The sequence below is a fragment of the Amycolatopsis xylanica genome (genome assembly GCF_900107045.1).
Lineage (GTDB): Bacteria > Actinomycetota > Actinomycetes > Mycobacteriales > Pseudonocardiaceae > Amycolatopsis > Amycolatopsis xylanica.
This window is the reverse complement of sequence record NZ_FNON01000014.1, coordinates 122648-142865: the sequence shown is the minus strand read 5'-3', so window position 1 is coordinate 142865 and position 20218 is coordinate 122648. Positions and strand designations below refer to the sequence as shown.

The window sequence follows — 20218 nt, the reverse complement described above, 5'->3', positions numbered from 1 at the left end:
GATGGGGCTCGACCAGATCAAAGAGGCGATCCGCTCGTTCGCGGTGAAGGAGGCGGGCGGCGTCGTCTCGCCGCTGTACGAGCACCTCGCGACTCAGGCGGCCGAGGACGACGAGATCGCGGGCCTGCTGACCTCCGCGCGTGACGGCGAGGCACGCGGCACGCTGCTGATGGCCACCGCGCACCGGCTGATCCAGGCCGACCCCATCCACCCCCTCTCGCGCTACTACCCCTCGCTCGGCGGCTTCGACGGCGTCGACAGCGAGACCTGGCCGCTCTTCCGCGAGTTCCTGCTCAGCCGTGAGGACAAGGCCCGCGCGATCATCGCGTCGCGCTACACGCAGACCAACGAGGTCCGCAGGGCGGCGCTGCTGTACCCGGCGGTCGCGCAGGCGGCGAAGGAGGCGGGCGGCAAGATCGCGCTGCTGGAGGTCGGCTGCAGCGCCGGGCTCCTGCTCGGGCTCGACAAGTTCTCCTACCGCTACCAGGCCGACGGCGGCGAGCAGCTGACCGCGGGCCCGGCCAAGGCCGCGGTCGGCCTGCACTGCGCGCTCGACCTCGCGCCGGGCGCGGTGCTGCCGAAGCTGCCCAAGAAGCTGACGGTGCTCGCCTCGGTCGGCCTGGACCGCGCGCCGGTCGACGCCGACGACGAGGAAGAGCTCGCCTGGCTCGAGGCGTGCGTGTGGGCCGACCAGCCGGACCGCATCCGGCTGCTGCGCTCCGCGGCCGCCGCGCAGCGCAAGTACAAGCCGGAGCTCATCACCGGCGACGCCATCGACGACCTCGGCGCGGCCGTCGACCGGCTGCCCGCCGACGCGCCGCTCGTGGTGATCACCAGCCACGTCCTGACCTATTTCCCGGATCGACGCGAAGAGTTCATCGACGCGCTCGCCGCGCTCGCGGGCACTCGCCCACTGTGGTGGGTGAGCGAAGAGGCTTATGAGGGCGCGCTCAAGTACGTGCTTCCCGGCCGCGACGATCTGGCGTTCGAAGGCGCCGGCGCGCTGTGCACCCTGGGGCTGGTTTCCTGGCCGGATGGTCGGGTGAACGCGCGTGCGTTGGCACGGACGGCCCCGCACGGCCAGCGCATGACCTGGCTGGGCTGAGCGCCTTCGTCACGCCGTGTCATGGGCCTGACACGAAGGGTTTAAGCGGGTCGGGTGGCGGGCGCGGGCAGGGCGTCCCAGTCGCGCAACGTGACCAGCAGGCGGTCCGCGAGGGCTCCCCGATCATCAAACTCCGCCAGCTCTTCGCGGGTGAACCAGCGCGCGTCGCTGGCGTCGTCACCTGCTCGGAGCAGCCCGCCGGTCACCTCGCAGGCGTAGTCGTGGATCTCGTATGGACCACGCGTGACCGTGCCGACGAGTGTGCGGGGGATCACGTCGAGCCCGGTTTCCTCGCGCAGCTCCCTGACCACGGCTTCCGTGTCCGATTCGCCGGGTTCGACGCGGCCGCCCGGCACGGACCACAGCCCGCGCCCCGGCTCGTTCGCGCGTTTGATCAGCAGTAATCCGCGCGCCGGGTCGAGCAGGATGCCGCCGACGCAGCGCACGGTGCCGGATGGCGGGGACGTCATAGAACGAGCTTATCCAGATGACGTACTGACAAGTACTGTCCTGTACACGGAGAGTAGCCGTGAGGTACGCTTTGACGCAGCCGCTGACCCAAGCGCGGGACATTCCTCCCGTGTTCGAGCGCGGTGCGGTACAAAGTGAGCAGCTAGGTTTTCGGGTTGTCGGCTTAACAGACGGGACTGATCGTTGTGAACGCGAAAAAGCTCGCGGTATTCGCTGGTGTCGCGTTGGTTCTCTTCTTCGTGATCGCCCAGCCTGGACAGGCGGCAGGCCTTGTCAACAACATCATCGGCTTCCTCCGCAGTGCGGCCGAATCGGTGATCAGCTTCGTCAGCGGCGTCTTCAGCTAGGTATCTGCGGATAGTCTGGGCTGATGTTCGCCCCTCGCGATCCAGACGAGTACCTACTCGACACTGAACGGCGGGTCATCCGGATCCGCCGTCACTGGGCTGTGCTGCTGTGGGACACCTTCGAGGCCGCCGCGCTGCTGGCGATCTGCGTGCTGGTGTCCTACCTCTTGCCGCCTTCGATGTGGCTGGTGCAGAACATCCTCTGGTACGTCGCGCTGCTGGTGATCCTGCGGTTCGCCTACGTGGTGATGGAGTGGTGGGTCGAACGGCTGGTGGTGACGGACAAACGGTTCGTCATGACCACCGGGGTGTTCACCACCAAGGTGCTGATGATGCCCATCACCAAGGTCACCGACCTCACCTACGAGCGCACGGCGACCGGCCGCATGATGGGGTACGGCACCATGATCGTCGAGTCGGCGGGCCAGATCCAGGCGCTCAACCGCATCGACTACCTGCCGCGCCCGGAGGAGTTCTACGACACCATCTCCGAGCTGGTCTTCGGCGACAAGCAGAAGCAGCAGGAGCGGTTCTCGATGATCAAGGCGCAGCGTGCCGCCCGCGGCAAGAAAGCAGTGGGTTAAGCCGCTGGTCCCGGGGTCGCTGTGACCTACCGCATCGTCCACAATGGTCGTAATGCGCATCGATCTGCACGCCCACTCCACCGAGTCCGACGGCACGGACAGCCCCGCGGGGCTGATCTCGGCCGCCGTCAGGGCAGGGCTCGACGTCGTCGCGCTCACCGACCATGACACCACCGCAGGCTGGGCGGAGGCCGCGAAGGCGGTCCCGCCGGGCCTGACGCTGGTGCCCGGCGCCGAGCTGTCCACCGTCTCGGCCGACCCGGTGACCGGGCGGCAGATCAGCGTTCACCTGCTCGCCTACCTCTTCGATCCTGCTTCATCCGCGCTCGTCCTGGAGCAGTCACGGCTGCGCGAGGAGCGCCGCACCCGGCTGCGCCGGATGGCGGAGAAGATGGCGGCCGACGGCTTGCCCGTCGACCCCGACGACGTGATGGACCGGCTCCCGCCGGACGCCGCGGGCGGGCGCCCGCACCTCGCGCAGGCGCTGATGCGCGCCGGGCTGGTCGAGTCGGTCAGCCACGCCTTCGACAGCTACCTCGCCAAGGGCAGCGGCTACTACGTCGGCCGCGAGGACACCCCGATCGAGCTCGCGATCGACATGATCGCCGCCGCCGGTGGCGTCACGGTCATCGCGCATCCGTTCGCGCGGTCGCGCGGCGCGGTCATCCGCCCGGAGACGCTCGCCGGGCTCGCCGCGCGCGGGCTCACCGGCGTCGAGATCGACCACCCCGACCACGACGCGCCGACGCGCGCCGAACTGCGTGGCCTCGCCGCGGAGCTCGGCCTGCTGGTGACGGGTTCGAGCGATTACCACGGCACCAACAAGCCGACCAAGATCGGCGCCGAGACCACCGATCCGGTTGTCTACGAGGAACTCGTCTCGCGGGCGACCGGCTCTTCTGTTGTGGTGGGCTGACCATGACGATCACCGATTTCTTCGACGCGAAGCTGTTCATGAGCGCGACGATCACTCTGATCGTCATCATGGACCCGCCCGGCACGGTGCCGGTGTTCCTGAGCCTGGTCGGCCGCAAACCGGTTGCGACCCGTGCGCGCGCGGCACGGCAGGCGGTGCTGGTCTCGCTGCTGGTGATCTCGCTGTTCGCCGTGGCGGGACAGGCGATCCTGTCGTATCTCGGCATCGGCATCCCGGCGCTGCAGGGCGCGGGCGGCCTGCTGTTGCTGCTCATCGCTTTGCAGCTACTGACGGGCGGCAGCGGCGGAGAGTCCGAAGCCGCTGGTGACGACGTGAACGTCGCGCTCGTGCCGCTCGGGACGCCGCTGCTGGCAGGCCCCGGTGCGATCGCGGCGACCATCGTGTTCGTGCGGCAGGCGGACGGGCACGTCGGCGCGTATGTGGCGCTGGGCCTTTCGATCCTGGTCGTGCACTTCTTCATTTATCTCTGCATGCGCTATTCCGGCGTGGTGATCCGGCTGATCAAGGAAAGCGGGATCACGCTGGTGGCGAAGATCGCCGGTCTGCTGCTGGCGGCGATCGCGGTCGAGCTGATCGCCAACTCGGTCAAGGGGTTCATCGCGGGGACCTAGTTCCCGAAAGTGTCGGTGGGTGTGCGTAGCGTTGGCGGCATGGACCAACTCGGGTTCGATTTCGGAGTCGAACAGCCCCGCAAACTCGTGAAGGTGACACCCGCCAAGCTCGGCACCTTCGAGGACTGCCGCCGCCGGTACCGGATGACGTATCTGGACCGCCCGCAGCCGCAGCGCACCGGCGCGTGGGCGCACAGCACGCTGGGCGCCGTGGTGCACAACGCGTTGCGCGCGCTGTTCGACCTGCCCGCCGCCAAGCGTTCGCCGCAGCGGGCCGCCGTGCTGGTCACCGAGCAGTGGAAGGACAACGGCTTCGCCGACCCCGAGCAGGCCGCCCGGTACCGTGCCCGCGCCAAGGGCTGGGTCACCGAGTACGTCGAGCGCCACGATCTCAGCGAGGACCCGATCGGCGTCGAGCGCTGGGTGTCCGCGCCGGTCAGCGGCAAGCCGGGCGCCCAGCCGACGATGATCATCGAAGGTCGCGCCGACCGCATCGACCTGCGCGACGGCGAGCTCGTGATCGTCGACTACAAGACCGGCCGCCGCCCGCCGGATGACGACGACGCCCGCTATTCGCAGGCGCTGGCGCTGTACGCGGTCGCCGCTTCGCGCACCCTGCGCAAACCGTGCCATCAGGTCGAGCTGCACCATCTGCCGTCCGGCACGGTCGCCACGGCCGAGCACAGCACGGAGAGCCTGCAGCGCCAGCTCAAGCGCGCCGAGGAGTCCGCCGAGGACCTGCGTGCCGCGACGGATACCCTGGCAGCCGGTGGCGACGCGGAAGAGCTGTTCCCCGCCCGAACCGGAAAGCACTGCTCATGGTGCGATTTCCGGCCCAGCTGCGCCGCGGGCCAGCAGGCCGCCCCCGCTTCGCAGCCATGGGACCTGCTCGCGCCATGACCGGGCACAAGGAGAGGACGCGCTGGTGACGGAATCCGAAACGGCCACGACGCCGCTGTCCGCACCCGAACCCGGCGACAAGCCCTCGCGCCCCACCGGCCGCTGGTGGCGCGGACTGAGCGGCTCGGTCGCGGCGGGCCTCGTCGTGCTCGCGCTCGGCGTCGCCTGCACGGGCGCGCTCAGCCTGTTCACCGAGATCAACGGCCCCGGCGCGTTTTCGCTGTTCGGCCACCTGATCGCGGCCGGGCTCGCCTTACTGGCCCAGCGCTACGCCGACCGCCACCGCGGCGCGCCCGCGGCGGCGGCCGCGTTGTCGGTGCTCGTGATCACCGTGGCCGCGGTCTGGCTCTTCTGGTGGTCGTGAGTGTTCTGACCGGTTAGAACCGGCCGCATCACTCACGACCCCGTTCGGCCTCGGCCGCGCTCGGTCGGCGGCCCGCCGGCGCTTTTGGGTCGGCTGAACGCACAAGCGCCACGTTCGGAACGCTGAGCGACACAAAAGTCCCGTTCGTTCCGCTTCCCAGAGGGAGTCGGTTGCGAAAGGAGGAATCTGGCCGCTGGACGTCCAGATTCCTCCTTTCGCGAAAGGGCAGCGCGTCGCCGAGGGCTTGACCGCCCTGTTCCGCACTCATCGGGCGGCGGTGTGGGTGACAAGGGCGGCTCAGGCGGCGGTTTGAGTGACAAGGGCGGCCCTTGTTACCCAGAGCGTTGCAAGGGCGACCCTTGTCACGTGAGCTTGAGCCAGGTGCGCCAGAGCGGGATGAGCTGAGCGAGCAGCTCGGCCGGGTTCTCGGTGTTGGGGGAGTGCGCCGCGCCGGCGACCTTCAGGAACGGGACATTCAAGCGCCGCGCCATTTCCTGCTGCTCCACGACGGACCAGGCGTCGTCGTGCTCGCCGGTGATGACCACGCTCGGCGTCTTCCCGAGCGCGAGCGTCAGCTCGTCGACGAGGTCGGGCTCGGTGCGCAACCAGTGGCCCATGCCGAGCAGGCAAGCGGGGTTCGTCGCGAGGAAACGCTTGCGGTAGAAGGCTTTCAGCTCCTCGTCGAGCGCGACCCAGCCGGGGAACCGGGACTGCACGCGGTCGCGGATGGCGTACGCGCCTTCGACGTCGTTCGCGCGGAGCTGGGTTTCGCCCAGTGCCAACGCTTCCAGGCGCGCGATGCTGGTGAGCGGGCCGGGGCCGGTGTCCATCAGCGTCAGCCCGGCCACCTTGGCGCCCGCGAGAACGGCGCCGCGCGCGACCAAGCCGCCGTAGGAATGGCCGAGCAGGAACACCGGCTGGTCGAAGCCCGCGATCATCGACGCGACGATCGTGCCGAGCGCTCGCGGGGAGTACGCGGCCTCGTCGTCGGGGCCCGGCGACTCGTACTGGCCGGGCAGGTCGATCGCGATGGCCTGGAAGCCGGCGGCCGCGAAGCCGTCCAGCAGTGGCGTGAAGTCTTCTTTCGAGCCCGTGTAACCGGGCACGAGCAACGCGATGGCGTCACCGGGCGGCGTGCTGAGGTGGGCGATCGGCCCGTAGGGACTGGTGAACATCAGCGCAGCGCCGCCAGGGTGTTGCCACGCTGCTCCAGCAGCACGGGACCGGCGGACGACAGCCGCACCGGGCCGGGGTAGCCGCGGCGGTCGACGCCGACGGTCCGGATGGTGGACCCGTCGGTCTCATTGAGCACGGCGAGCCCGCCCTTGATCGGCACCACCAGCTGACCGGCGAAGAGGACGCCGGGGCCTGTCGCGTTGTCCAGTGTCCAGCGCGGGGTGAGGTCCTCGGCGGACAGCGCCATGGTCTTGGAACCGGTGAACCAATAGATCCCGTCCTGGGTGCGCGAGGTGATCATCGCGCCACCCGGCGGGTCCTGCGCCAGGTCGGCATCGGGGAGCTGCAACGGGTACGCGGAGCGCTGGTTGCCGTCCGCGCCATAGATGACCAGCAGTTTCTGCTCAGGCAACGCGATCGCCGCGAAGTCGCCGGTCATCGCGACCACCTTCGCCGACCGGCCAGCCAGCACCGAGCTGAACACGACCTTGGGCGCGTCCGCGTCGTCGCCGGTGTCCTTGAAGACGGTGAACCGGTCGGCCGGGTCGCCGGCGCAGCGCTCGATCACGCCGACCTTGCCGCTGCCCACCGCCGTCGAGCCGTAGGTGCACCCGGTGCGCGGCTGCCGCTGCGGGTTCACGATGGCCGGGACCTCGCCGTACTCCATGCTCTTGACGAGGTCTTCGCGCCAGACGTTGAGCAGCTTCTTGCCGGTCGTGGTGGTGTGGTTGCCGTCGACCAGCAGCTGGGTGCCGAGCTCGGCGTCGCCGTTGCGCTGCGCGGTGCGGCGCCCGGTGCCGGGGTCGAGCTGGGTGACCTCGCTGCAGCCGGTGTCCTTGCGGTACACGGCGTTCACCCGCGCGCCGGCCAGCGCGGCCGTGCACAACGGCAGGTCACGCGCGTAGTGCCAGCGGATCTCACCGGTCTGCGGGTCACGCCCGTCGACCTCGCCGCCGTCCGCGGTGACCACCGAGTTGCCCTCGCCGATCGGCACGGGCGTGGCGGAACTGGGCGCGCTCCAGATCTCGGTCAGCGAGCCGGGCACCGCCTGCGGCGCCTCGGACAGCCCGGCGGGCGGCGGGGCCGTTGTCGAGCTCGTCGCCCGGTTGTCGCTGGTGAGCCAATTGAGCAGCGCCGCGACCAGCACGGCCACGGCGATGCCCAGCGCGATCAGCCGGTCCCGCTTGCGGTTCCACGGCGACTTGCGCGCCTTGACCGCGTGTTTGGGCGCCGCGCGCAGCGCGCCTTGGTTGGCGAGCACGTCTTCGATGCCGTAGTCCAGCACCGGCAGGTCGTGCCGATGCTTCCCGCCTTCGTTGCCACCCGCAAAGGGCTCGCTCACGCCGTCTCCCCGCGCACCAGCTGTTTCGCCGCACTTCCGGCTGAGGGTCTCAGCCGGAAGTGCGCATAAAACTACTCTGCCGAAGCGGGTGTTTCGGTGCTGTTTGATCCGGCGCCCGCGGGACGGCGGCGACGGCGCCGGCGAGCGGGACGCTCACCGGTCTCGCCGGTCTCCTTTTCGGCGGCGGCCGGGCCGGATGCCTCGGCGGCGGGCTTGGCAGCGGCGCTGCGCGTGCGGCGACGCGTGCGCGTCTTCGCCTCGCCGGACTCGGTCTCGCCTTCGCTGGTCTTCGCGGCGGCGTCGGCCGCCTCGATCGCGGCAGCAGCGTCCGCGCCACCACGGGTGCGCTTGCGCGGGGCCCGCGTGCGCTTGCGAGGCGCGTCCTCGTCGGCTGAGGCCGAGGCCGGGCCGGAGCGGCGGCCGCGGCCACGCTTCTTGCCGCCGAAGTCCTCTTCGGCCTCGGCGCCGAGGCCCGCGCGGGTGCGCTGGCCCAGCGGCAGGCGGCCGGTGGTGCCCTCGGGGATGCCCAGGTCCTCGAACAGGTGCTTCGACGACGAGTACGTCTCGACCGGCTCCGGCTTGTCGAGGCCGAGCGTGTCCGAGATCATCTTCCAGCGCGGCTCCTCGTCCCAGTCGACAAGGGTGATCGCGACACCGGTCTTGCCCGCGCGGCCGGTGCGGCCGATGCGGTGGACGTAGGTCTTCTCGTCCTCCGGCGTCTGGTAGTTGATCACGTGGGTCACGTCGTCGACGTCGATGCCGCGGGCGGCGACGTCGGTGGCGACCAGCACGTCCACCTTGCCGGAGCGGAACGCGCGCAGCGCCTGCTCACGGGCGCCCTGGCCGAGGTCGCCGTGCACGGCCGCCGCGGCGAACCCGCGCTCGACCAGCTCGTCGGCCACCTTCTGCGCGGTGCGCTTGGTGCGGGTGAAGATCATCGACAGGCCACGGCCCTCGGCCTGCAGCGCGCGGGCGATCAGCTCGGGCTTGTCCATCGAGTGCGCCCGGTAGACGAACTGGGTGGTGCGCTCGTGGACCGCGCCCGCGTCGTTCTCCTCCGCGCGGATGTGCGTCGGCTGCGTGAGGAAGGTGCGGGCCAGCGTGATGATCGGGCCCGGCATGGTCGCCGAGAAGAGCATGGTCTGGCGCTTCTCCGGCACCATCCGCAGGATGCGCTCGATGTCGGGCAGGAAGCCCAGGTCGAGCATCTCGTCGGCCTCGTCGAGGACCAGGCCGCGGATCTTGCCGAGCACCAGGTGCTGCTGCTCGGCCAGGTCGAGCAGGCGGCCGGGGGTGCCGATCACGACGTCGACGCCCTTGCGCAGCGCCTCGATCTGCGACTCGTACGGGCGGCCGCCGTAGATGGCGAGCGTGCGGATGCCGAGGTGCTTGCTGGCGCCCTTGAGGTCGTTGGTGACCTGGACGCAGAGCTCACGGGTCGGCACGACGACCAGCACCTGCGGGGTGCCGTCGCCGGGGGTCTCGACGCGGTGCAGCAGCGGGACGCCGAAGCCGAGCGTCTTGCCCATGCCGGTGCGTGCCTGGCCGATGAGGTCGTCGCCCGCCATGGCCAGCGGCAGCGTCAGCGCCTGGATGGCGAAGGTGCGCTCGATGCCCGCCTCGGCGAGCGCCTTGACGATCTCCGGCTTGACGCCGAAGGACTCGAAGGTCGGGGCTTCGGGCTCGACGGGGGCACCGGCCTGCAGCGGGTGCGAGGTGTCGAGCATGGCCGGTCCGCTCTCACTGTGCTCGAGCGCCACCGGGTCGGTTGATTGTGCGGTCAGGGTGATCAGCCTCTCTCATGCCAGCGCGCACTGCCTGGTCACTACTCGACACTCGACCGCACCGGTTCTTGGTTCGCGGGAATGCCTTATCGAGGCGTGCACGCACATTGTCTCCGCAGCTCACGACGGCTTTTCGAAGGTCGCGGCCCGGCTACGAGGTGCGTAGGAGCCTGGCCGTCGAGGAGCGGGTACTTTAGTCAAATACCCACGCAGTGTACCTGGTCAGGCCTTTTGCGACAGTCGTAGGCGCGCCGAACCTCGAGTGGGATCCATCTCTGGCCACGCCCGATACCCTCTCGGACGTGACCGAGGCACGAGAAATCAACGAAGGCGTCGTCGACCTGCTCGGCGTGCTGGCTTATGGCGAGCTCTCCGCGTTCGACAGGATGGCCGAGGACGCGCGCACCGCGCCCGATTTGTCCGGACGAGCCGCGCTGGCGTCGATGGCCGCCGCCGAAATCGGGCACTACGACCTGCTGAAGAAGCATCTGGCCGGGTACGGCGTCGCCATCGAGAGCGCGATGCAGCCGTTCATCGGCCACATCGACAACTTCCACCGGTCGACCGCGCCGAACTCGTGGCTCGAGTCACTGGTGAAGGCCTACGTCGGCGACGGGCTCGCCGCCGACCTCTACCGCGAGATCGCGCACTGGCTCGACCCGGACACCAAGGACCTGGTGCTCAGCGTGCTCGCCGACACCGGGCACTCCGCGTTCGCCGAGCGCGAGGTCGCCGCGGGCATCGAGGCGGACAGGCGCGAGCGCGACAAGCTCGCGCTGTGGGGCAGGCGGCTGCTGGGCGAGGCGCTGACCCAGGCCCAGTACGTGGTGGCCGAGCGCGACGGGCTCGCCGAGCTGATCATCTCCGGATCCGGTGATCTGGCGGGAATCGCGGGGCTGTTCCGGCGGTTGCAGCAGGGACACACCAAGCGGATGCAGGTGCTCGGACTCGGCTAGCCTGGTCCTGGTACGCCACTCGAATAAGCGGAGGTCACACGTGGAGGTCAAGATCGGCATCAAGGAGACTCCGCGGGAGCTCGTGGTCTCCAGCAGCCAGTCTCCCGACGAGGTCGAGAAGCTGGTCGCCGACGCGCTGAAGTCCAGCGACGGGATCTTCCGTATCGATGACGAGAAGGGCCGCAAGTACATCGTGCCCGCCGAGCGCATCGCCTACATCGAGATCGCCCCCGTCGACGTCCGCAAGGTCGGCTTCGCCGTCGGTTCTTAAGCGCGCGCTCGCCGGATTCGCGCTGACGGGGCCGCGCTCCGACATCGCGAATCCGGGCGGCCGTCCGGGTTCTCTTGGTCATTTCTATCCCGTGTACCAGCGGTTTTCGGGGCGCTGACGTAAATCACAGGTCGTGCCCTGCTGGGATTCAGGTCTCTCTCAGTTTCACGCACCACCCTTCCGGGGAATGGTTTTCAGTGGAGCTGACCGAGAGACGAGGTGGACGACGTAACCGTCTTGGCCGATCGCGCGACGGGCGTGCACGACACGCCACTCGCCCCGGTTCCCCAGAAGACAGTCCGGCTGACCGGAATCGATGTCGCGCGCGGCTTGGCCGTGCTCGGCATGTACGCCGTGCACGTCGGGCCTGATCCGGCCGCGGGTGGCTACGCGAGTTTCTTCCGGGTCTTCGAAGGCCATTCGGCCGCGTTGTTCGCCGTGCTGGCCGGTGTTTCGATCTCGCTGATGTCGGGCGGACGGAACCCGAAGACCGGCCGGGCGAGAACCAGCGTCATGCTGCGGCTCGGCACGCGCGCCCCGCTGCTGGTCGCACTGGGGCTTTGGCTCACGAACCTCGACACCGGTTATCTGGTCATCCTCGCCTATTACGGCGTCTGCTTCCTTTTCGCGATTCCCTGGCTGCGTTTCGGCGCGAAAGTGCTGGCCAGCGCGGCCGTGGTGGCCGCGGCGCTCTTCCCGTTCATCTCGTTCCTGATCCGGGCGCAGATCGAGCCGCGCGGCCTGACCTTCCTGCCGCCGGATCTCTCGCTCGAAGACTTCGGCTCGTCGGCCGCCTTCCTGCGCGGCTCGGTCATCCTGCTGATCACCGGGACCTTTCCCGCGCTGAACCTGATGACCTACATCTTCGCCGGGATGGCGCTGGGCCGCTTGGACCTCGGGTCGGCGCGAGTGTGCCGCCGTCTCTTCTTCGGCGGGGTCGCGGTGGCCGCGCTCGGGTACCTCGTCTCGTGGATCGCGACCGACCTGCTGGGCGGGATGAACGCGATCTACCGCTCGCTCGGCGACGAGGCCGCGCACTACGGCATGACCCCCGAGCAGCTGTTCTCGCTCAACCAGACCTGGATCCACGGCACCCCGCCGACCACCACGCTCGCGTGGGAGCTGCTGCCGACCGGCGCCTCCTACACGCCGTTCGACTTCGTCATCTCGATCGGGATCGCGGCCGCGGTGATCGGCGGCTGCCAGCTGGTCGCCGCCAGGTTCACCCGCGCGGTGCGGCCGCTGGCCGATCTCGGCGGGCGCGTGCTGAGCGCGTACGTCCTGCACTTCGTCGCGATTTCGCTGTTGTGGCACGAAGGCGAGGAGGGCGTGTACAGCATGGCGCACTTCCTCGAGTTCTCGGCGGTGGCGATCCTCGCCGCGATGGCCTGGCGCAAGTGGATCGGCCGCGGCCCGCTCGAATGGGCGCTGCACCACCTGTCGAACTGGCCGAAGTTCCTACTGCCCGCTCCCGTGCCAGCCCGACGCGGCTAACACCGCCGTCGCCGTCGCCTTCGCCAGTCCGCGCAACGGTTCCGCGCGGACGACCACGCGCGCGCCCGCGCCGTCGAACACCATGGTCAGCTGGATCGCGAGCAGGTCGGGATCGGTGATGCCCGCCAGCTCGGCCTCGGCGCGGAAGAAGTCGGTGAGGCTCTGCTTGTGGCGTCGCGCGACGACGCTCGCCGGGTGCTCGGGGTCTTTGAGCTCGAAGGCCGTGCTCACGAACGGGCAGCCTCGGTAGGTGTCCGTCGCCGACGCTTCGTCGAGCTGCTCGAACACGTAAAGGACGCGGTCGTAGTGCGAACGGCCGTCGTCGGCAGGCGGCAGCAGCTTGGCCTCGTAGTCGCCCGCGATGCGGTCGAGGCTGGCCGCCATCACCTCGTCCTTGGTGTCGAACAGCTGGTACATCGACCGCTTCGACACGCCGGCCGCCTTGCACAACGCGTCGATCCCGATGTGCACGCCATCCCGGTAGAAGAACTCCGCGGCGGTGTCGAGCAGCCGGTCACGGGTCGGTGTCTTGGTCATGACCTGAGCATACGGCGAAACCTTGCGCTTGGAAACAGATCGGTTTACCTTGGAGGAAACCGATCTGTTTCCTAGCTGAGGAGAAGCTCATGACCGCGATCCAGGGCGCCACCGTTTTGGTCACCGGCGGCGGCCGAGGACTGGGAAAAGCGCTGGTCGACGACCTGCTGGCCAGGGGAGCGAAGAAGGTCTACGCCACCGCGCGCTCGCCTAAGCCGAGCAACGACCCGCGCGTGGTGCCGCTCGCGCTGGAGGTCACGGATCCCGCCTCGGTGGCGGCGGTCGCCGAGCAGGCCCAGGACGTGACCGTGCTGGTGAACAACGCGGGCGTGTCCAACTCGGCGTCGTTCCTCGATGGCCCGGTCGACGACGTGCGCGCGGAGTTCGAGACCAACTTCTACGGCGTGCTGCACCTGGTCCGCGCGTTCGCGCCGATCATCGAGCGCAACGGCGGCGGGCACGTGCTCAACGTGCACTCGGTGCTGTCGTGGGTCGGGCTGACCGACGGCTACAGCGCGTCGAAGGCCGCGGTGTGGTCGATGTCGAACTCGCTGCGCCTGGCCTTGAAGCCGAAGGGCATCGGGGTGACGGGCCTGCACGTCGGGTACATCGACACCGACATGGCCGCGCACATCGACGCGCCGAAGTCCTCGCCGGAGTCGGTCGCGAAGCAGGCGCTGGACGGCGTCGAGTCCGGCGCGCACGAAGTGCTCGCGGACGACCTGACGCGCCAGGTCAAGGCGGGCCTGTCCCAGGACGTCTCGGTCCTTTACCCGCAACTCGCCAGCTGAACCGCCCGAGGTCGTGAGTGGCGATGCCGGTTAGAACCGGCCAGAACACTCACGACCCCCGGGCCCACAAGTCAAGCAAGTTGACTGAGGGGGATTTGAGGCGTTGAACGACCTATTTCCTCCTCAGTCAATCAGCCTGACCTTGCCCGCAGATGGCTAGCCGCGGCGAACGGAAGGATCTGGCCGCACAACGTCCAGATTCGTCCATTCGCGAAGATCAACTCGCTCGCCAGGCCGCGCCACGTTTGACTTTCCAGTCAATAGGACCATCCACGACCCCGGTCGACCAACGGCCACGGGCTGACGATGTGGCGTCTGGGCCATCTGACGGCCCAAACGCCACATGGTCGGCTCAGGCTGTGACCACTGCCCGGCTCCCCGTTCGCTCGTGATCGCCGTGGGCGGGTGGTCGTGAGTGGCGATGCCGGTTAGAACCGGCCGGATCACTCACGACCCCAGCGGGTTCGCCTAGGCGTCTTCGAGTTCGGCGAGTGAGGTCGGGACGTGGAACGGCGGGGTGCTCGTGCCCATGATCCGGTAGCGGCCCCACGGGTCGGGGTCCGAGATCTCGCCGAACGCCGAGCCTTCCGGGATCCGGATCTCGGCTGGCTTCTTCTTGCCGCCCGCGATCTCGGCGATGCGGTCGTCGGCCTTGATGCGGCCGTACCAGCGGTAGAAGCCGTCGATCGGCTGGAAATGGCCGCGCAGCTCCACTTCCACCGCGTATTCGGCGCCGTCGAGCACGAGCACCGCCGCGCCGGAATAGCCGTCTTCGTCGTGCTCGCTCATTGGGCCTCCGCGTTGGTGTCACGAGCCTTGCTCATCTGGATGACCTTGTTCTCTTCGAGCGGCAGGTTCGGGTCGATCACGATGCCCTGCTGCCGGGTGAGGCCGTCGATGGCGGCCCAGATGATCTGGGTGAGGTACTCGACCACGCTGTCGCGGCCCATGGATCGCCGGTCCAGCCACCATTCCCCGGTGTTCTGGACCATGCCGACGATGCCGTGCGCCCACGGCTCCGCGGCGCCGGAGTCCATGTTGAACATGCGCATGTAGTCGCCGAGCAGCGCGGTGAGCGCGGTCGCGATGACCTCTTTGTCCTCGGCGACGATGTCCGCGTCGACCGGCTTGTCCAGGAACGAGCCGCGCGCGAGCAAGCGGTACAGGTTCGGGTGCTCCTCGATCACGGTGAAGAACGCGTCGAGCGCCATCCGGATGCGGGGCACCGGCGCGAGCTCGGCGTTGATGGCCGGGATCAGGCGCTGGAACAGGATCTCCGTGCCGCGCTGGCCGAGTGCCACGTACAGGTCGGCCTTGTCGTCGAAATGCCTGTACAGCACCGGTTTCGTGACGCCGGCTTCCGCCGCGACGTCCTCCATGCCCAGCTCGGGGCCGTGCTTGTCGAGCGCGCGCAGGGCAGCTTCCACGAACTCCGCACGGCGTGCGATGCGGTGCTTGCGCCAGCGGTCGCGGCGGGCGTCGCCGGTCTCCTCGTCGCTCGCGGGGCGCTTGCTGGCCTGCTTGCTGTTGCGCTTGACACGTTCGATCACGGGAGTCATGCTACCAGAGGTAACTGTTACCTCAAGTTACACGCATTTGGGAGGACGACGCGATGACGCGGACGCTCAGGGAACCCGACCGGGAGAAGACCGCCGAACGGCTGCTCAAGTCTTCGGCGACCAAGTTCTACGACCCCGATGTCGACCTCGACTGGGCCGCGCCGCTCGTCGAGGGCAAGCGCTTCATCCCGGAACACCGGTCCTCGCTCTACGGCACCGAACTGTGGGACAAGCTCACGCCGGAGCAGCGCATCGAGCTCGGCAAGCACGAGGTCGCGAGCGTGGCCACGACCGGGCTCTGGTTCGAGATCCTGCTGATGCAGATGCTGCTCAAGGAGGTCTACGAGCAGGACCCGACGAGCGCGCACGCGCAATACGCGCTGACCGAGGTCGCGGACGAGTGCCGCCACTCGACCATGTTCGCGCGGATGGCCGCGCGCATCGGCTGCCCCGCGTACGGCCCGGTCCCGTGGCTGCGCCGGCTCGCCAAGCTCATGCCGACCATCAGCTACGGACCCGCACGCTACGGCGCGATCCTGGTCGCCGAAGAGGTCTTGGACCGTTTGCAGCGCGAGCAGATGAACGACCCGGACATCCAGCCGCTGGTGCGGATGGTGAACCGGATCCACGTGCTCGAAGAGGCGCGGCACGTCACGTTCGCCCGCGAAGAGGTCACCCGCGGGATGGCGAAGCTGTCCAAGAAGGAGATCGTCTACCAGCAGTTCATCATCGCGCTGATCTCGTACTTCGTGACGCGGGCGTTCATCAACCCCGGCGTGTACAAGGCCGTCGGCATCAGGCCGCGTGATGGTGTCGAAGCCGCGCTGAACAACGAGCACTGGCAGGACACCATCCACTGGGCCGGCGGCAAGATCATGCCGTTCCTGCAGGAGTCCGGTCTCGTCGGCAAGCCGGGAATGTACTTCTGGCGCAAGTCCTTCCTCCTCCGATGACCACGGTCGAGACGCGCCGTGATCCGGCACGCGCGCACCGCTTCGTCACCGCCGACGGCACCGCGCTGCACGTCAGGACGTCAGGCCCGATGGACTCCGCGCTGACGCTGGTGCTCGTGCACGGCTGGACCCAGGATCACCGGACCTGGGATTCGGTCGTCGAGCGGCTGGACCCGTCGGTGCGCGTGCTGCGCTACGACCTGCGCGGGCACGGCGGCTCGGCCCCGGCGACGGCGGGCACCGCGACGATCCCGCAGCTAGCCGACGACCTCGCCGAGCTGATCGCCGCGCGCACGGAGGGGCCGGTCGTGCTGGCCGGGCATTCCATGGGTGGCATGACGATCATGGAACTGGCCGAGCGGCACCCGGACCTGGTGACCAAACGCGTCGTGGGCGTCGCATTCGTGGCGACGTCCTCGGGGCAGATGGACCGGATCACGCTAGGCCTGCCTGGCGTCGCCGGTCGCGGCGCCGCGCGGTTCGAGCGCAAGCTGGCGAAGATGCTGTCGCGGCGGCGCGCCGACGCGTTGCCTTTGCCGCCGTCGATGGTCCGGCCGGGCGCGCGGCTGCTGGTGTTCGGTGACCATCCGCGCCGCGAGGACGTCCACTCGGTCGCGGAGCAGCTGCTCTGCGCGCATCCTGCGAGCGTAGGGGGCTTTCAGGACGCGATATCCCAGCACGACCGCCGCGTTGCGCTCGCCGCGCTCAGGCACGTCCCGGCGGTCGTGCTGGCGGGGGAGAAGGATCGCCTCTGCCCGGTCGCGCACGCCAGGGTCATCGCCGACGAGCTGCCCCAGGCCGATTTCGCGCTGTACCCGGGCGCCGGCCACATGCTCCCCCAAGAACGCGCCGACGAGGTCGCCGCCCGCATCGGCGCCCTGACCCGCGCCTGTGCCGAGCCGCGCCGGGCCTCGGCCTGACGCTCGTGTGAAAGCCCGAAAGTGGCTTTCGTCAGATAAGACCTGACGAAAGCCACTTTCGGGCTTTTCCCGGGAGCTCAGTCCTGGTGCTGCAGGGGGAACCCGCCGCCGATGCCGCGCCAGGCCAGGTTGGCCGTCAGTGCGACCGCTTCCTCGCGGCTCATCGACTGGTGGTGCGCCAGCCAGAAGCGGGCGCTGACCTGGCTCAGGCCGACCAGGCCGACCGCGAGCAGGCGGGCCTTGTCCTCGTCGAGGCCAGCGTCGGCGGTGATCGTGTCGGTGATCGCGTCGACGCTGGCCGAGGTGGCCCTGTCGACCGCCTCCTGGACCGCGGGCTCGCCGCGCAGGTCGGATTCGAAGACCATACGGAACGCGCCGGCGTCGCCGTTGACGAAGTCGAAGAACGCGCCGACCGTCGCCGGGACGCGCTGCTTGTTGTCCGTGGTGGACTCGAGCGCCTCCTTGACCCGGCGGACCAGCTCGTCCACGTGGCTCTCGAGCAGCGCGATGTAGAGGTCGAGCTTGCCGGGGAAGTGCTGGTAGAGCACCGGCTTGCTGACGCCTGCCTCTTCGGCGATCTCGTCCATCGCCGCCGCGTGGTACCCGTTGGCGGCGAAGACGCGTTGCGCTGCCGCCAGCAGTTGAGCGCGGCGTTCGGTACGGGGCAGGCGGACCCCTCGTTGCTGCAAACGCGCCATCTCCGTCATGCTTCCTCCACGTCGAGCGGCCCCTCCGCTGGTGGCGGGGTCACCGCCACCAGAAGCTCACTCGACATTACTCGCCGGTACACCTTCACCGCCAAGGGTGAGGCATCCTGGTCTGGTGTCTCGTACAGTTTCCAGCCCGCGTGTCACCCGTTCGCCGCTGACCCACGTTCCGCTGTCGAACACCCCGCTGCCGCCGCTCGACGGGGCCCGCCCGCCCTACCCGCGGACGGTCGAGCTGGGCCTCGCGGTCCGGCGCACGGAGGGCCCGGCGGACACGACCGCCGTCTACGTGCACGGGCTCGGCGGCTCGTCGACCAACTGGACGGATCTCGCGGCGCAGCTCTCGCCGTTCGCCGGCGGCACCGCTGTCGACCTGCCGGGATTCGGGTTCTCCGAGCCTGAGCCCGGGTTCGACTTCAGCCTCGACGCGCACGCGGAGATCCTCGGGAAGTACGTGGAGGAGCAGGGCGGCAAGCCGGTGCACCTACTCGGCAATTCGATGGGCGGCGCGGTCGCGCTGCTGCTCGCCGCGCGGCGGCCGGAGCTGGTGCGGACGCTCACCCTCATCTCGCCCGCGATGCCGGATCGCCGCCCGGACCCGCGTCGGCTTTCCGACCCGCGGATGGCGCTCGCGTATCTGCCGCTCGTCGGCAGCCGGGTTCGCAAGCAGCTCGCCGCGCTCGGGCCACGCGAGCGGGCCAAGCAGGTGATCAAGCTCTGCTACGCCGAGCCGGACGCCTTCGCCGAAAGCCGGCTTGACGAACTCGCGGCCGAACACAGCGAGCGCGCCGGGTTCAAGTGGGCGACACCCGCGCTCGCGCGCAGCACGTTCGGGATCTTCCGGACCTGGACCGCCCGCGGCGAGGCGTCGCTGTGGTCGGTCGCGCGCACTGTGACCGCTCCCACGCTCGTCGTCTGGGGGATCCACGACAGAGTGATCTCCGCCAAACGCGCGGTACGGACGGCCGAGGCGCTGCCCCATGCCCGGTTACTCGTTCTTCCCCGCACCGGCCATGTGGCGCAGATGGAACGCCCGGTTGCCGTAGCGAGAGCCGTCCTGGGGATGTGGGAAAGTGTCGAAAACGGGACTTGGTAGCCCATTCGAGTGAATATCATTCCATCGGTATTCCGCCAGTCGCTCGAAGCATCACGGTTTGGTTATGGCACTCTTGGTGCGTGGACCGGGTGACGCAGGATGCGCGAGGCGACGAGCGGCGGGCTCAGTATCCGTCCGCTCAGCGCCGGGCACCGCACACCGGTCAGTACCGGCCGAGCCAGCGCGCGAGCACGTCGCGGGTCACCGAGGAGCGCTATCAACCCGGTTCCCGCCGCACGTCCGCGCAGCCGCTGGCCGCGGCCTGGGAGCCCAAGTCGGCGCCGCCGAAGAAGAAGCCCGCTGACAAGGGCAAGCTCTCCAAGCTCGGCAAGGTCTACGGCTGGCGCATGTACGCGGTGCCGATCCTGGTCGTGCTGACCGTGCTCGTGGTGTTCCGGACCGCCAGCGGACCGGCCGAGCCCGTCAGTGAGGCGGCCGGGCAGACCTCGGGCGCCGCGACCGGGTCGGGCGACGGCTCTGGGGACGGCAATGGCGGCGACGTGCTGGTCGAGAACCCGCCTACGCCGATCGACCTCAAGGTGGACACGGCCGAGCTGCCCGACGGCAACCCGATCACCGAGAGCGGCAAGGGCACCTGGCACGCCATCCCGCTCACGGGGCCGCCCCCGGAGAAAAAGGGGACCGGCGGCGCGCTGTTCACCTACACGATCGAGGCGGAAGACGGCCTGGACCCGGCGACCTACCAGGGTGACGACAGCTTCGCCTCGTCGGTGCAGAACACCCTGTCCAGCTCGCAGAGCTGGGTGGGCACCGGCAAGTACACCCTGCAGCGGGTGGACGCGAACTTCCCGAACCCCAGCTTCAAGGTCAGCCTGACCAGCCCGAACACCTCGCATCGTGCCGACCTGTGCGGTTACCAGATCAAGTTCGAGGCCTCCTGCTACCGCAGCAGCGCCGGCCGGGTGATCATCAACGTGGCCAGGTGGATCCGCGGCGCGAAGGCGTGGGAGAACGACCTGAGCGGCTATCGCGCGTACGCGATCAACCACGAGGTCGGCCACGCGCTCGGCGGCAAGCACGTCGGCTGCAACGAAAACGGCGGGCTCGCGCCGGTGATGATGCAGCAGTCCTTCGGCGTCGCGAACGACTACGTCGAGAAGCTGAACAACATCCCCGGTGGCGACAAGGGCAAGGTGCCCGCGGACGGCAAGGTCTGCAAGCCCAACGCGTGGCCCAACCCGTCCGGCAAACCCGGCGGCTAGATCCCACAGGGTGGACGTCGGGAAGTAGTGGTTGCCTGCGCGCGTTAGACATACTGGGATGCGAACGCGATAACGCGCGAGATGGAGGAC

The 20218-nt window shown here is 69.1% G+C and carries 23 protein-coding genes; 15 read left to right on the top strand and 8 right to left on the bottom strand.

Annotation, left to right across the window (positions count from 1 at the left end; genetic code table 11):
* The first annotated feature begins 1 nt into the window (after position 1).
* Entirely contained in the window at positions 2 to 1105 is a 1104-nt protein-coding gene (locus tag BLV57_RS40435) for a DUF2332 domain-containing protein (protein ID WP_091299428.1), read from the top strand.
* Positions 1106 to 1146: 41 nt separating this feature from the next.
* On the opposite strand, the gene BLV57_RS40430 is transcribed toward BLV57_RS40435, so the two are convergent.
* Entirely contained in the window at positions 1147 to 1575 is a 429-nt protein-coding gene (locus BLV57_RS40430) for an NUDIX hydrolase (RefSeq protein ID WP_091299425.1), read from the bottom strand.
* A gap of 186 nt (positions 1576 to 1761) precedes the next feature.
* On the opposite strand from BLV57_RS40430, the gene BLV57_RS40425 reads away from it, so the two are divergent.
* From BLV57_RS40425 to BLV57_RS40400, 6 genes are read left to right on the top strand one after another with little or no spacing between them, the layout of a single operon-like run.
* Positions 1762 to 1923 (top strand): hypothetical protein, encoded by a 162-nt coding sequence (locus BLV57_RS40425; RefSeq protein ID WP_176969029.1) that lies wholly within the window; start codon positions 1762 to 1764, stop codon positions 1921 to 1923.
* Positions 1924 to 1946: 23 nt separating this feature from the next.
* Positions 1947 to 2507: a PH domain-containing protein gene (locus BLV57_RS40420; RefSeq protein ID WP_091299419.1), complete on the top strand. Its 561-nt coding sequence runs from the start codon at positions 1947 to 1949 to the stop codon at positions 2505 to 2507.
* A 52-nt stretch (positions 2508 to 2559) separates the two neighbouring features.
* Positions 2560 to 3423: a PHP domain-containing protein gene (locus BLV57_RS40415; RefSeq protein ID WP_425426085.1), complete on the top strand. Its 864-nt coding sequence runs from the start codon at positions 2560 to 2562 to the stop codon at positions 3421 to 3423.
* A gap of 2 nt (positions 3424 to 3425) precedes the next feature.
* Positions 3426 to 4055 (top strand): MarC family protein, encoded by a 630-nt coding sequence (locus BLV57_RS40410; RefSeq protein ID WP_091299414.1) that lies wholly within the window; start codon positions 3426 to 3428, stop codon positions 4053 to 4055.
* Between the two features lie 39 nt (positions 4056 to 4094).
* On the top strand, positions 4095 to 4955 hold the full coding sequence (locus tag BLV57_RS40405) for a RecB family exonuclease (RefSeq protein ID WP_091299411.1): 861 nt from the start codon (positions 4095 to 4097) through the stop codon (positions 4953 to 4955).
* A 25-nt stretch (positions 4956 to 4980) separates the two neighbouring features.
* On the top strand, positions 4981 to 5319 hold the full coding sequence (locus BLV57_RS40400) for a hypothetical protein (RefSeq protein WP_245757723.1): 339 nt from the start codon (positions 4981 to 4983) through the stop codon (positions 5317 to 5319).
* Between the two features lie 362 nt (positions 5320 to 5681).
* On the opposite strand, the gene BLV57_RS40395 is transcribed toward BLV57_RS40400, so the two are convergent.
* The 3 genes from BLV57_RS40395 to BLV57_RS40385 all read right to left on the bottom strand — a co-directional run bounded on the left by BLV57_RS40395 (position 5682) and on the right by BLV57_RS40385 (position 9564).
* Positions 5682 to 6494 carry an alpha/beta fold hydrolase gene (locus BLV57_RS40395; RefSeq protein ID WP_091299409.1) on the bottom strand — a complete coding sequence of 271 codons (813 nt, stop codon included), beginning with the start codon at positions 6492 to 6494 and terminating at the stop codon, positions 5682 to 5684.
* Entirely contained in the window at positions 6494 to 7837 is a 1344-nt protein-coding gene (locus BLV57_RS40390; RefSeq protein ID WP_218134992.1) for an Rv3212 family protein, read from the bottom strand. Before BLV57_RS40390 ends, BLV57_RS40395 begins: the two co-directional genes overlap by 1 nt.
* A gap of 71 nt (positions 7838 to 7908) precedes the next feature.
* The gene (locus BLV57_RS40385) at positions 7909 to 9564 is read right to left on the bottom strand and encodes a DEAD/DEAH box helicase (RefSeq protein WP_091299507.1); all 1656 of its coding nucleotides are present in this window, start codon (positions 9562 to 9564) and stop codon (positions 7909 to 7911) included.
* 359 nt (positions 9565 to 9923) lie between these two features.
* On the opposite strand from BLV57_RS40385, the gene BLV57_RS40380 reads away from it, so the two are divergent.
* The 3 genes from BLV57_RS40380 to BLV57_RS40370 all read left to right on the top strand — a co-directional run bounded on the left by BLV57_RS40380 (position 9924) and on the right by BLV57_RS40370 (position 12342).
* Complete coding sequence (locus tag BLV57_RS40380) at positions 9924 to 10577, top strand: ferritin-like fold-containing protein (RefSeq protein ID WP_091299406.1); 654 nt, start codon at positions 9924 to 9926, stop codon at positions 10575 to 10577.
* A gap of 40 nt (positions 10578 to 10617) precedes the next feature.
* The gene (locus tag BLV57_RS40375; protein ID WP_091299404.1) at positions 10618 to 10848 is read left to right on the top strand and encodes a DUF3107 domain-containing protein; all 231 of its coding nucleotides are present in this window, start codon (positions 10618 to 10620) and stop codon (positions 10846 to 10848) included.
* A 219-nt stretch (positions 10849 to 11067) separates the two neighbouring features.
* On the top strand, positions 11068 to 12342 hold the full coding sequence (locus BLV57_RS40370; RefSeq protein ID WP_245757722.1) for a heparan-alpha-glucosaminide N-acetyltransferase domain-containing protein: 1275 nt from the start codon (positions 11068 to 11070) through the stop codon (positions 12340 to 12342).
* Here BLV57_RS40370 and BLV57_RS40365 read toward each other — a convergent pair.
* Positions 12307 to 12879, bottom strand: a complete 573-nt coding sequence (locus BLV57_RS40365; RefSeq protein WP_091299401.1) for a TetR/AcrR family transcriptional regulator — start codon at positions 12877 to 12879, stop codon at positions 12307 to 12309. The genes BLV57_RS40370 and BLV57_RS40365 overlap by 36 nt on opposite strands.
* An 89-nt stretch (positions 12880 to 12968) precedes the next feature.
* Between BLV57_RS40365 and BLV57_RS40360 the strand changes: the two genes are divergently transcribed.
* Positions 12969 to 13670, top strand: a complete 702-nt coding sequence (locus BLV57_RS40360) for an SDR family oxidoreductase (protein WP_091299398.1) — start codon at positions 12969 to 12971, stop codon at positions 13668 to 13670.
* 468 nt (positions 13671 to 14138) lie between these two features.
* Here BLV57_RS40360 and BLV57_RS40355 read toward each other — a convergent pair whose 3' ends face one another.
* Together BLV57_RS40355 and BLV57_RS40350 are read right to left on the bottom strand one after the other, a co-directional pair.
* Positions 14139 to 14459, bottom strand: a complete 321-nt coding sequence (locus BLV57_RS40355) for a DUF4873 domain-containing protein (RefSeq protein WP_091299396.1) — start codon at positions 14457 to 14459, stop codon at positions 14139 to 14141.
* Positions 14456 to 15229: a TetR/AcrR family transcriptional regulator gene (locus tag BLV57_RS40350; RefSeq protein ID WP_091299394.1), complete on the bottom strand. Its 774-nt coding sequence runs from the start codon at positions 15227 to 15229 to the stop codon at positions 14456 to 14458. Before BLV57_RS40350 ends, BLV57_RS40355 begins: the two co-directional genes overlap by 4 nt.
* 53 nt (positions 15230 to 15282) lie before the next feature.
* Here BLV57_RS40350 and BLV57_RS40345 point away from each other — a divergent pair, with 53 nt between their 5' ends.
* Positions 15283 to 16182: an AurF N-oxygenase family protein gene (locus BLV57_RS40345; protein WP_091299392.1), complete on the top strand. Its 900-nt coding sequence runs from the start codon at positions 15283 to 15285 to the stop codon at positions 16180 to 16182.
* Positions 16179 to 17102: an alpha/beta fold hydrolase gene (locus BLV57_RS40340; protein WP_091299389.1), complete on the top strand. Its 924-nt coding sequence runs from the start codon at positions 16179 to 16181 to the stop codon at positions 17100 to 17102. The genes BLV57_RS40345 and BLV57_RS40340 overlap by 4 nt, the downstream gene beginning before the upstream one ends.
* 77 nt (positions 17103 to 17179) lie before the next feature.
* On the opposite strand, the gene BLV57_RS40335 is transcribed toward BLV57_RS40340, so the two are convergent.
* Positions 17180 to 17809 (bottom strand): TetR/AcrR family transcriptional regulator, encoded by a 630-nt coding sequence (locus BLV57_RS40335; protein ID WP_091299387.1) that lies wholly within the window; start codon positions 17807 to 17809, stop codon positions 17180 to 17182.
* 235 nt (positions 17810 to 18044) lie between these two features.
* Between BLV57_RS40335 and BLV57_RS40330 the strand changes: the two genes are divergently transcribed.
* Together BLV57_RS40330 and BLV57_RS40325 are read left to right on the top strand one after the other, a co-directional pair.
* Positions 18045 to 18905 (top strand): alpha/beta fold hydrolase, encoded by an 861-nt coding sequence (locus BLV57_RS40330; RefSeq protein ID WP_091299503.1) that lies wholly within the window; start codon positions 18045 to 18047, stop codon positions 18903 to 18905.
* A gap of 80 nt (positions 18906 to 18985) precedes the next feature.
* A complete protein-coding gene (locus BLV57_RS40325; RefSeq protein WP_091299385.1) occupies positions 18986 to 20128 on the top strand; it encodes a DUF3152 domain-containing protein in 1143 nt (380 codons plus the stop codon).
* The last annotated feature ends 90 nt before the right edge of the window (positions 20129 to 20218 follow it).

Excerpts from the sequence above, each read along its gene's own strand:
- BLV57_RS40385 (WP_091299507.1), bottom strand. The coding sequence starts at position 9,564 with ATGCTCGACACCTCGCACCCGCTGCAGGCCGGTGCCCCCGTCGAGCCC.
- BLV57_RS40410 (WP_091299414.1), top strand. The coding sequence starts at position 3,426 with ATGACGATCACCGATTTCTTCGACGCGAAGCTGTTCATGAGCGCGACG.
- BLV57_RS40395 (WP_091299409.1), bottom strand. The coding sequence starts at position 6,494 with ATGTTCACCAGTCCCTACGGGCCGATCGCCCACCTCAGCACGCCGCCC.
- BLV57_RS40360 (WP_091299398.1), top strand. The coding sequence starts at position 12,969 with ATGACCGCGATCCAGGGCGCCACCGTTTTGGTCACCGGCGGCGGCCGA.
- BLV57_RS40340 (WP_091299389.1), top strand. The coding sequence starts at position 16,179 with ATGACCACGGTCGAGACGCGCCGTGATCCGGCACGCGCGCACCGCTTC.
- BLV57_RS40350 (WP_091299394.1), bottom strand. The coding sequence starts at position 15,229 with ATGACTCCCGTGATCGAACGTGTCAAGCGCAACAGCAAGCAGGCCAGC.
- BLV57_RS40355 (WP_091299396.1), bottom strand. The coding sequence starts at position 14,459 with ATGAGCGAGCACGACGAAGACGGCTATTCCGGCGCGGCGGTGCTCGTG.
- BLV57_RS40345 (WP_091299392.1), top strand. The coding sequence starts at position 15,283 with ATGACGCGGACGCTCAGGGAACCCGACCGGGAGAAGACCGCCGAACGG.
- BLV57_RS40420 (WP_091299419.1), top strand. The coding sequence starts at position 1,947 with ATGTTCGCCCCTCGCGATCCAGACGAGTACCTACTCGACACTGAACGG.
- BLV57_RS40405 (WP_091299411.1), top strand. The coding sequence starts at position 4,095 with ATGGACCAACTCGGGTTCGATTTCGGAGTCGAACAGCCCCGCAAACTC.
- BLV57_RS40335 (WP_091299387.1), bottom strand. The coding sequence starts at position 17,809 with ATGACGGAGATGGCGCGTTTGCAGCAACGAGGGGTCCGCCTGCCCCGT.
- BLV57_RS40435 (WP_091299428.1), top strand. The coding sequence starts at position 2 with ATGGGGCTCGACCAGATCAAAGAGGCGATCCGCTCGTTCGCGGTGAAG.
- BLV57_RS40365 (WP_091299401.1), bottom strand. The coding sequence starts at position 12,879 with ATGACCAAGACACCGACCCGTGACCGGCTGCTCGACACCGCCGCGGAG.
- BLV57_RS40430 (WP_091299425.1), bottom strand. The coding sequence starts at position 1,575 with ATGACGTCCCCGCCATCCGGCACCGTGCGCTGCGTCGGCGGCATCCTG.
- BLV57_RS40415 (WP_425426085.1), top strand. The coding sequence starts at position 2,560 with ATGCGCATCGATCTGCACGCCCACTCCACCGAGTCCGACGGCACGGAC.